At 60.0% G+C, this 9043-nt stretch carries 13 protein-coding genes; 11 read left to right on the forward strand and 2 right to left on the reverse strand.

All coding sequences use genetic code 11. The annotated features are described in order from the left end of the window. Nucleotides 1-82: 82 nt before the first annotated feature. From HMI59_RS07750 to HMI59_RS07770, 5 genes are all read left to right on the forward strand, one after another. Nucleotides 83-709: a hypothetical protein gene (locus HMI59_RS07750; RefSeq protein WP_193593297.1), complete on the forward strand. Its 627-nt coding sequence runs from the start codon at nt 83-85 to the stop codon at nt 707-709. Between the two features lie 85 nt (nt 710-794). Continuing rightward, a complete protein-coding gene (locus tag HMI59_RS07755; protein WP_193593298.1) occupies nt 795-1421 on the forward strand; it encodes a DUF433 domain-containing protein in 627 nt (208 codons plus the stop codon). Beyond that, nucleotides 1418-1846 (forward strand): hypothetical protein, encoded by a 429-nt coding sequence (locus tag HMI59_RS07760; protein WP_193593299.1) that lies wholly within the window; start codon nt 1418-1420, stop codon nt 1844-1846. The genes HMI59_RS07755 and HMI59_RS07760 overlap by 4 nt, the downstream gene beginning before the upstream one ends. A gap of 30 nt (nt 1847-1876) precedes the next feature. Then, nucleotides 1877-2281 carry an ImmA/IrrE family metallo-endopeptidase gene (locus HMI59_RS07765; protein ID WP_193593300.1) on the forward strand — a complete coding sequence of 135 codons (405 nt, stop codon included), beginning with the start codon at nt 1877-1879 and terminating at the stop codon, nt 2279-2281. Between the two features lie 39 nt (nt 2282-2320). Continuing rightward, complete coding sequence (locus tag HMI59_RS07770; protein WP_193593301.1) at nt 2321-3757, forward strand: recombinase family protein; 1437 nt, start codon at nt 2321-2323, stop codon at nt 3755-3757. 15 nt (nt 3758-3772) lie between these two features. Here HMI59_RS07770 and HMI59_RS07775 read toward each other — a convergent pair whose 3' ends face one another. Together HMI59_RS07775 and HMI59_RS07780 are read right to left on the reverse strand one after the other, a co-directional pair. Beyond that, nucleotides 3773-4099: a hypothetical protein gene (locus HMI59_RS07775; RefSeq protein ID WP_193593302.1), complete on the reverse strand. Its 327-nt coding sequence runs from the start codon at nt 4097-4099 to the stop codon at nt 3773-3775. Beyond that, nucleotides 4083-4460 (reverse strand): hypothetical protein, encoded by a 378-nt coding sequence (locus HMI59_RS07780; RefSeq protein WP_193593303.1) that lies wholly within the window; start codon nt 4458-4460, stop codon nt 4083-4085. The genes HMI59_RS07775 and HMI59_RS07780 overlap by 17 nt, the downstream gene beginning before the upstream one ends. A 170-nt stretch (nt 4461-4630) precedes the next feature. Here HMI59_RS07780 and HMI59_RS07785 point away from each other — a divergent pair, with 170 nt between their 5' ends. The 6 genes from HMI59_RS07785 to ftsX all read left to right on the forward strand — a co-directional run bounded on the left by HMI59_RS07785 (nt 4631) and on the right by ftsX (nt 9016). Beyond that, nucleotides 4631-5074 carry a TadE/TadG family type IV pilus assembly protein gene (locus HMI59_RS07785; RefSeq protein ID WP_021471900.1) on the forward strand — a complete coding sequence of 148 codons (444 nt, stop codon included), beginning with the start codon at nt 4631-4633 and terminating at the stop codon, nt 5072-5074. Continuing rightward, the gene (locus HMI59_RS07790) at nt 5058-5486 is read left to right on the forward strand and encodes a hypothetical protein (protein ID WP_021471901.1); all 429 of its coding nucleotides are present in this window, start codon (nt 5058-5060) and stop codon (nt 5484-5486) included. Before HMI59_RS07785 ends, HMI59_RS07790 begins: the two co-directional genes overlap by 17 nt. Next, nucleotides 5483-5932: a pilus assembly protein TadG-related protein gene (locus tag HMI59_RS07795; RefSeq protein WP_021471902.1), complete on the forward strand. Its 450-nt coding sequence runs from the start codon at nt 5483-5485 to the stop codon at nt 5930-5932. Before HMI59_RS07790 ends, HMI59_RS07795 begins: the two co-directional genes overlap by 4 nt. Nucleotides 5933-5999: 67 nt before the next feature. Further along, the gene (gene prfB, locus HMI59_RS07800) at nt 6000-7115 is read left to right on the forward strand and encodes a peptide chain release factor 2 (protein WP_031216370.1); all 1116 of its coding nucleotides are present in this window, start codon (nt 6000-6002) and stop codon (nt 7113-7115) included. A 225-nt stretch (nt 7116-7340) separates the two neighbouring features. Continuing rightward, nucleotides 7341-8105, forward strand: a complete 765-nt coding sequence (gene ftsE, locus HMI59_RS07805; protein WP_031216372.1) for a cell division ATP-binding protein FtsE — start codon at nt 7341-7343, stop codon at nt 8103-8105. Continuing rightward, the gene (ftsX, locus tag HMI59_RS07810; RefSeq protein WP_021471905.1) at nt 8102-9016 is read left to right on the forward strand and encodes a permease-like cell division protein FtsX; all 915 of its coding nucleotides are present in this window, start codon (nt 8102-8104) and stop codon (nt 9014-9016) included. The genes ftsE and ftsX overlap by 4 nt, the downstream gene beginning before the upstream one ends. Nucleotides 9017-9043 lie beyond the last annotated feature (27 nt).

The raw sequence follows: 9043 nt of genomic DNA on the forward strand, positions 1-9043 counted from the left end.
AAATTTCTAGTGTCCACAGGGCATCCATCCCTAGTGTCCACTCGTTCGACATTCCTATCCGTTCGCAGAAAGATTCAATGTTGTGAAGCAACGCCACGCACTAGCAGCACTCATCGATGACGTCCGGTCCGCCAATGGCTGGTCAGATCCTGACGTAGTCGCCCGTGCAGCCAGCAAGGGGCACAAGCTGAGCAAATCGAACATCTCAAGGATCAGGAACAACCCGGTTGTAACGCTCAACATCGAAACCGTCTCCGCTCTCGCGGATGGGTTGGGTGTTAGCAAGGCAATGGTGGCCCAAGCGGCGCTAGCCAGCATGGGCATTGTCACCTACAACAGCGCAGACCTGACAACGGAGGAAGCAATACGCCGTGACCCGACCCTGGGTGAACGCGAAAAGCAAATGCTCCTCGTTGTTTTAGGTGGCCTTCGGGAGTCCCCTGAGCCCAATGAAAGGGCGGTAAGGAATGAACTGCTTCACGGACGCAACGGACCCATCGACTTCAGCAAAGCCAGCGAGCGCCGTAACGCTCGCGCTGGACAGAAGATGATCCCGGACGTATCGGGCGATCCCTCGGACGGCAACATCCCGCTGCCAGACAACTGGCAAGAGTTGGCAGCGTATACCGGCCCGACCAGTCACGAGGATCGCGAGCGCGAATGGTCTGAGCGTGGGGAAGAGTCGCAAGATCGTGACGATGCTGAATGAGTGGGCTTTGCGCAGAGGCTGACCGGAGCTCGTGCCATATCATTGCGCCTAACAAGGTTGCCCTGCATGAAGGAGGTGAACGATTATGGCATTTCCCATTGACTTGACAGCGGTTCTCACAGGGACGTCTGTCTCGCAGTTGACTCGTTGGCGTCAGCGGGGCCTTGTTGTACCTGAAATTCAGGACACGAATCCTGCCGTCTATTCGTTTCGGGATCTTGTTGCCATTCGCACCGTCGCTTTCCTTCGGAGTCAGATATCTCTGCAGAAGATCCGAAAGGCTTATGCGAATCTTGATCCGCTCGCTTTCACCGAGCATCCCTCGCAGTATCGATTCGGCACTGACGGCAAGAGCATTGGCGTAGCTGATGAGGAGGGACGCGTAGTTGATCTGGTCAAGGCTCCTGGGCAAATCAGCCTGTTCACCTTTGAAGAGGTATTTGATTCGTTCGTGAATCGCAGTGGTCGTGAGGTCGTGAATTTCTTGCGCCCCCGTGCCCATCTGGAAGTTCTACCCGGCCGCGTCGGCGGGTGGCCCACTGTGGACGGTACTCGCGTCACCTATGACACAATCGCCTCCCTGGTCGATAACGACACCATCACTGTTGAGGAAGTTCCGCTGTATTACCCGAGCGTTTCCGTGGCCGGCGCAGCCGACGCCTTGTCTTTCGATGCTGAGGTTCGCTCTATGAAGCGAGGCTTGGCCGCGTGAAATTCTTTCTGGATGAGAACCTCAGCCCTTTGGTCGCCAAGCCTCTTGCCGCCGTTTACCTCAACCACGAATTCGGTACCGCCCAGGACGAAGATCTGACCAAGGTTAAGGATGTCGAGCTATTCACTGAGATCCGGCGTCGTGGATATGAAGCGATTATTACGAAGGACCGCAATCAGCATCGAATTGAGGATGAGCGTCGGGCGATCTTCGATAACGGACTTCAGTGGATCTGCCACAGGATGGGAAAGCACGCCGGCATCAGGGGATTTGCGCTCGAATCCGCCACGATCGTCGCCGGCCTGCAGTTCGTTATTGAAGAGTTGAGACCCGAGCCTCACCTGTACCTGGTAAAGGGAATCGAGGCCCAACCTGAGCAGCGCTTGAAGATCCAAAGAGTGAGGCTGGACGTCTGGGCCGCTTGATGTCATAGCCAGCCTGTACTGTCGCGAATTGTGTTTCATCCATGGGGGATCCTTCGCGCCCTAACCCACGTCCGTCTGTCCTGGGTCGTCATGCCCGACGGCGCTCCTGGACGTACCAACGGCGTAGATAGGATTTGGCTCAATAAAGGCCTGGATCAGGTCGAGCGCCGCTGCGCGCTCACACATGAACTCATCCATGTCGAACGGAAACACACCGGGTGTCAGCCTGTCGCGGTAGAAGCTGAAGTCCGGGCAGAAGCCGCCCGGAGGCTCGTCACCATCGACCAGCTGGTCAAGGGCCTACGTTGGGCTAGATCGTTCCCGGAACTTGCCGATGAACTCTGGGTCACAGAGGAAGTCCTGCAGGACCGTTTCGACCACCTGACATCGAAGGAATGGGCAACGCTCCTCGCCATTGAGCTACAACAGCTCTAAACACCCCACGCACGCACACCCAAGAACAGGAAGAATGCCATGCCGAGGGCCAATCTCAAGGCAGTACCTGACTCGCCCCAACGGGCTGTCGCCTACATTCGCGTGTCCAAAGAACGCGACGGAATGATCAGCCCAGAACTGCAACTCGCAGCCATCGAACAGCACTGCGAGCGCAGCGGGTACGAGATCGTGGAAACCATCTCGGATCTGGACATGACCGGGCGCTTCTGGAAGCGCCGGCAGGTCGAGCGAGCCATCGGCATTATCGAAGCCGGAACCGCTGACGTCCTGGTGGTGTGGAAGGTCAGTCGTGTGTCCAGGAACCGTCTGGACTGGGCTATCGCTGTTGACCGTGTTGAGGGTATCGGGGGGCGCCTTGAGTCAGCGACGGAACCTATGGACACCTCCACGTCCTCGGGACGGTTCGCCCGGGGCATGCTGGCTGAGCTGGCGGCCTTCGAGTCGGAGCGGATGGGGGAGCAGTGGAAGGAAGCGCACGCCCGCCGGGTGAAGACCGGTGTCCCTGCGAATGGAAAGCCCCGTTTCGGATATCAATACACCAAGGAAACGGGATTCACCCCCGACCCAGTAACGGGCCCCGTCCTCGCGGAACTTTACAGGCGCTACATTGCCGGGCAGTCGGTCTACGCCTTAGTCAAGTGGCTCAACGACGGCCCGACCCGCCCAGTCACCGGCTACGGCGTCTCCTCAGACGGGCTCTGGTCAGACCGGACCGTCCGACGAATCCTCGACCAAGGATTCGGGGCCGGGTACATCACCCACCACGGAGAACGGGTTCCCGGCATCCACGAGCCGATCATCACGGAGGACGAATGGACCGAGTACCAAGCCCGTAGAAGCGCCCGCAGGGTTTACAGGCGCAGCGAACGGTCCACCTACCTGTTCTCCGGAATGATCCGCTGCGAATGCGGTGCGGCAATGCACGCTGGCCTCTTCGGAGCTGGCCGTGCTCCCAAGTACAAATGCGCCGCCGTCAGCAGCAAACGCAAGCACGACGGCGGCTACGTCATGACCAGCACCGTTGAGAAGGACTTCCTTGCCTGGCTGGAATCCGTGGCCGCCGACATTGACTCCGAAGCCGAGCACGCAGTCCAAGCCCAGCAGCAAGCCGCCAAAGCAACCGACAAAGTCGCGCACCTCAAAACTCAGCTCGTGAAGCTCGGAACTCGACTGGACCAACTCACCAACAAAATGCTCGACGGGACAATCCCCGATGACACCTACCGCCGACTGCGAGACGAAATCGAAGCCCAACGCGGCGACATCGAAACCTCCATGCGGGACGCCCAAGTTGTCGCCACCCGGCCGCCGTCTTCGCTCGTGCCAGAGCTGCTGGAAAACTGGACCATCCTGCCGATGGACACGAAGCGCGATCTGGTGTCACGACTCATTCACCGCGTCGTCGTCAAGCCGGGGCGCCCGCGAGCGCACGTTACCGTTGTCCCTCGATGGTGATGTAGGTCCGGGAACTTAACCCTTGGGCTTCATGCTGGTTCCAACAGACTTTCGGTTCCCAGAATTGCGCGTCAAGGCCTTATTGATGAATTCTCCGGCCTTGGCATTGCGAACAGTCGTTCGGCCACGATAGGCAGCGTTTGTCCGGCCGGTCGAACCCACGCCTGGTGCTGGCTGCTGTACGGCGCTAATTGCCGATTGCCGGTCTTGCGTCGACGGGAACTTGGCCAAACTCAGCGCGGCCAGCTTTTCAATCTTGGCTGGCACGGGCTTCTTCTGCCCCTCCAGGATTTGTTTGCGACCCCGCGCTGCAATGATGTGCGCTTTAGTTATTTTGCTCATCAGATGCCTCCTCGACGTCCGCATCGCTAATCTCGTCAGTCACGTCTTCCAAGATCGCGTCAATCATGTCTTTATCACTGGCTTCCACCCAGTCTACGGAAGCGAGCTGACGTAGCACAGTGGCGCCGAGCTCCCGATAATCGTCGTCCGGCCCTTCCACACGTTCGGCTGCCCAGACAAAACGGTCCCACCACTGTTCACGGTTCTCTCGAGAGGCTGTGCCGGTGCGAGTCAAATGCCCTTGCCAAATCGTCACCCCAACATTGACCAGCCCAACAAACAGTGCGCCACTTGCCACCCAGATGGCAGCCACTACCTGGGGAGAGTTCGCGACGTCGGTGACAGTTTCTGCTGAGATCACGCCTCATGATATCTACAGGAGCTGCCTGTCTCTTGGCGCGGCAGATGCGGAAGGTGAAATCAGGCCACAATCACATTGATGTCAGCGATCCTGGTTGCAGGCCTCCTGGCCTTGGCGTCTCCGGCACTTGAGGGCCTCTTCAACCAGGCCATCGCCAAAGTAGGCAAGTGATGGTTTGGGCGACGGACGGGTCTCCTCCCACGGACAGCGGAGCACGGGAACGCGGATCCGCCGTCGTCGACTTTGTCCTTGTGGGGGGAGTGCTGACGCTTCTGTTCATGTCGGTCATCCAACTGATGCTGGTCCTGCATGTCCGAAACCTGCTGATTGACGCTGCTGCCTCGGGGGCCAGATACGGCGCACTGGCGGATCGGACCCCGGCTGACGCCGTAGCCAGGACGAACGAACTGATCGGCACGAGCCTCAACAGCGGGTTCGGATCCGATATCAGTACCAGGGAAATCGACATTGAGGGTCGGTCCACACTCGAGGTGACCGTCAAGGCTCCATTGCCGATCTTCGGCCTGATCGGTCCTGGCCACGCATTGCAGGTCACGGGCCATGCGGTCATCACGGCTCCACGTTCCAAGGCGGGGAATGCTGCGGCTGGTTGAGGATGAGACCGGCAGTGCGGCGGTTGAGTTCCTGCTCTTGTCTGTCATGCTCATGGTTCCTGTTGTCTACTTCATTGTCACCATCGGCCAGATACAGGCGGGCATGTTCGCAGTCGTGGCCGCTGCCGACCAAGCGGCCAAGGTCTTTGTGTCCGAACCGGAGCCCGGGCAGGCGCTGGCAGCTGCCGAGGAAGCGGTGGCCGTCGCGTTGGGCGACTATGGCTACACGGCAGAGGCAGCAACCGTGGATGTCTCGTGCGACAGGCCCCAATGCCCCTCGCCCGGGGCAACGGTGTCCGTTTCAGTCCACCTGTCAGTACAGCTGCCCATGGTGCCGTTTGGGGATGTCTTGAAACTCGATGCTGCCCACTTGGATGCCTCTGCAACACAGAAGGCCGGCCGCTTCAGATGAGCCGGCAGGAAACCCATCCCAAAGAGGAGGGGCAGATAGCCGTGCTGTCCATTGGATTTGTCCTCCTGGCGCTGTTGACGGCCTCGGTAGTCATGGCCGTTTCCGCCGTCTATATAGAGCACAAGAAGCTTCTGTCCCTGGCCGACGGTGCCGCGCTCGCAGCGTCGGACACTTTCATGGCCGGAGACATGGAAGGTGGCGCCGCGCCCTCCGTGTCATTGGGCGATGAACGGGTGTCCGCTGCTGTCCAGACGTACTTGGCAGCCAGTGACGCCTATGCCCACCATGACAAGCTGCACATCGAACCGGGGACAAGAAGCAGTCCTGGAGGAACTGCGCTGGTGACCCTGTCCGCTGTAGCCCATCCGCCGGTGGTCAGCTTCCTGCTTCCTGAAGGCATCTACGTGGAAGCCACGTCAGCCGCGAGGTCACGGTTGACTCAATGACGCCCGAACCGGGCCCTTCTGCAACCGAACAAGGCGTGTGCCGCCAATAGCGTAGGCTTGAATGACCATGGCTGAGATTGACTTTCCCGCAGAAATCCGCGCGCTCCGCGCCACTTACAGCTCCATCGAAGACGTCAGCGATGTCGAGGGCCTCAAGGCCGAAATCGCGGAGTTGAGCGAGCAAGCCGGAGCCCCGGACCTGTGGGACGATCCCGCGTCGGCCCAGGTAGTGACGTCACGCCTGTCCCATCGCCAGTCCGAGGTGGAACGCCTCAGCAAGCTCGCCGCGAGGATTGACGATCTGGAAGTCCTCGTGGAACTGGGCCAGGACGAGGGCGACGAGGCCTCGATGGCCGAAGCTGAAAAGGAGCTCGAATCCATCCGCAAGGCGCTCGCGGAACTCGAGGTCGTGACACTGCTGTCCGGCGAGTATGACGAACGTGAAGCCGTCGTGACCATCCGTGCAGGAGCGGGCGGTGTGGATGCCGCCGACTTTGCCGAGATGCTGTTGCGCATGTACCTGCGGTGGGCAGAGCGCCATGGCTACCCGACCACTGTCATGGACACCTCCTATGCCGAAGAAGCGGGACTGAAGTCGGCCACGTTCGAAGTGAAGGCTCCATATGCTTTCGGCACCCTGAGCGTCGAGGCAGGCACGCACCGCCTGGTCCGCATCAGCCCCTTTGACAACCAAGGCCGGCGGCAAACGTCATTTGCCGCAGTGGAAGTCATCCCGCTGATTGAGCAGACCGACTCGATCGAGATCCCGGACAATGAGATCCGCGTGGATGTTTTCCGCTCTTCCGGCCCCGGCGGACAGTCCGTCAACACTACCGACTCGGCCGTCAGGCTCACCCACATTCCCACCGGAATTGTGGTGTCCATGCAGAACGAGAAGTCACAGCTGCAAAACCGTGCTGCCGCGCTGAGGGTACTCCAGTCGCGTTTGCTGTTGCTCAAGAAAGAGCAGCAGGATGCCGAGAAGAAGGCCCTGGCCGGCGACGTCAAAGCATCCTGGGGTGACCAGATGCGCTCGTACGTACTGAACCCGTACCAGATGGTGAAGGACCTCCGGACCGAGCACGAGGTAGGAAATACTTCCGCGGTGCTCGACGGCGACATCGATGACTTCATCGATGCAGGCATCCGCTGGCGCACCGGCAACCGCAACGCCGCCGAGTAGGTCCGGACACCCCTCGCCCGTAGCAGGGCGGCAAACGGGAAGTGTCGGTGACGGGGAGCGCCCCACTGGGTGCGGTTTTGGCGACACGCCCGTCAAACCGCCCAAATCGCCACCTGCCCCTGCGTATAGTCGAGAGGCCGGTGCTCTCACTTCCCCCATTCGAAAGCCCGCGCTCCGGCTGTTGGACTGGGCCAAAAAGTCATGTCCGGCGGGGTCAAGAGGGTCATGATCAGATTTGAGAATGTCACCAAGGTCTACGAGCAGAACGCGCGACCGGCGCTCGATGCTGTCAGCCTTGAGATCAACCGCGGTGAATTCACCTTCCTCGTGGGCGCCTCGGGCTCGGGTAAGTCCACTTTCCTGAGGCTGATCCTGAAGGAAGACAAAGCGACGTCCGGCTCTGTCTACGTGGCCGGCCAGAACGTCGCCAACATTTCAAGCTGGCGCGTCCCCAAACTTCGCCGCGGCATCGGGGTGGTCTTCCAGGACTTCCGCCTCCTGCCGCAGAAAAACGTCTTTGCCAACGTGGCTTTCGCCATGCAGGTGATCGGCAAGAGCCGCTCCATCATCCGCGAGACCGTCCCGGAAGTCCTCAAAACCGTGGGCCTCGAAGGCAAAGAGCGCCGCATGCCGCATGAACTGTCCGGCGGTGAGCAACAGCGTGTTGCCATTGCCCGGGCGGTCGTCAACCGGCCTGGAATCCTGCTGGCCGATGAACCCACCGGCAACCTCGACCCCATCACGTCCATGGGCATCATGGGCGTCCTGGACAAGATCAACCAGAACGGCACCACCGTGGTCATGGCCACCCACGACGACGACATCGTCAACGAGATGCGCCGCCGCGTGGTGGAACTGCAGAACGGCAAGATCATCCGCGATGAAGCCAAGGCCCTTTACACGTCCATGATTCCCGTGGTGGGGGAGTCGCGGAGGCTCCGCGATGCAAGCGACGAAGAAATCAACCGCGCCCAGGGGGCCCAGCTGTGAGGCTTCTGTTTATCCTCGGGGAAATCGGCAGCGGGTTGCGCCGGAACCTGTCCATGGTGATCTCCGTGGTGCTGGTGACCTTCGTGTCGCTGACGTTCGTGGGAGCAGCCGGGATGCTCCAAATGCAGATCAACCAGATGAAGGGCTACTGGTACGACAAAGTCCAGGTTGCTGTCTTCCTGTGCAACGATGGCTCCACCACCGTTGGTTGTGCCTCCGGACCCGCCACGAAAGAGCAGCAGGACAATATCCGGGCAATGCTCGAATCGCCGGCCGTAAAGCAGTACGTCAACGACTTCCAATTCGAGTCGCAGGCCGAGGCCTACAAACACTTCAAAGACCAGTTCTCCAACTCGCCGATCGTGGATTCGGTCACCGAGGACCAGTTGCCGGCTTCGTTCCGGATCAACATGAAGAACCCGGAAAAGTACCAGATCATCAGCGAGACCTTCTCCTCCCAGCCGGGCGTCGAGACAGTCAGCGACCAGAGGCAGGTCCTGGAGAGGATCTTCTCCTGGATGAACGGTGCCTCGGTGGTTGCCGTCGGCGTCGCAGCCGTGATGATCTTCTGCGCAGTGCTGCTGATCACCACCACCATCAGGCTCTCGGCGTTCAGCAGGCGGCGTGAAACGGGCATCATGCGGCTTGTAGGTGCATCCAAGACAGTCATCCAGCTGCCGTTCATCCTGGAAGGGGTGATAGCCGCCGTCGTGGGTGCTGTCCTGGCCTCCCTCACGCTGTGGCTGATGGCGCACTTCTGGCTCAACGGTGATCTCTCCAGGCAGTTCTTGAATACACCGTTCATCTCGTCGACGCAGGTTCTGGTACTGGCACCGGTGCTCATTGCACTTGGCGGCGGCCTGGCCGGGATATCCTCGTTGTTGACCCTCCGGCGCTACTTGAAGGTTTAGCCGTGGATCGAGAACAAACCCCCGACG

It is taken from the genome of Paenarthrobacter sp. YJN-5 (assembly GCF_015040095.1).
GTDB lineage: Bacteria > Actinomycetota > Actinomycetes > Actinomycetales > Micrococcaceae > Arthrobacter > Arthrobacter ureafaciens.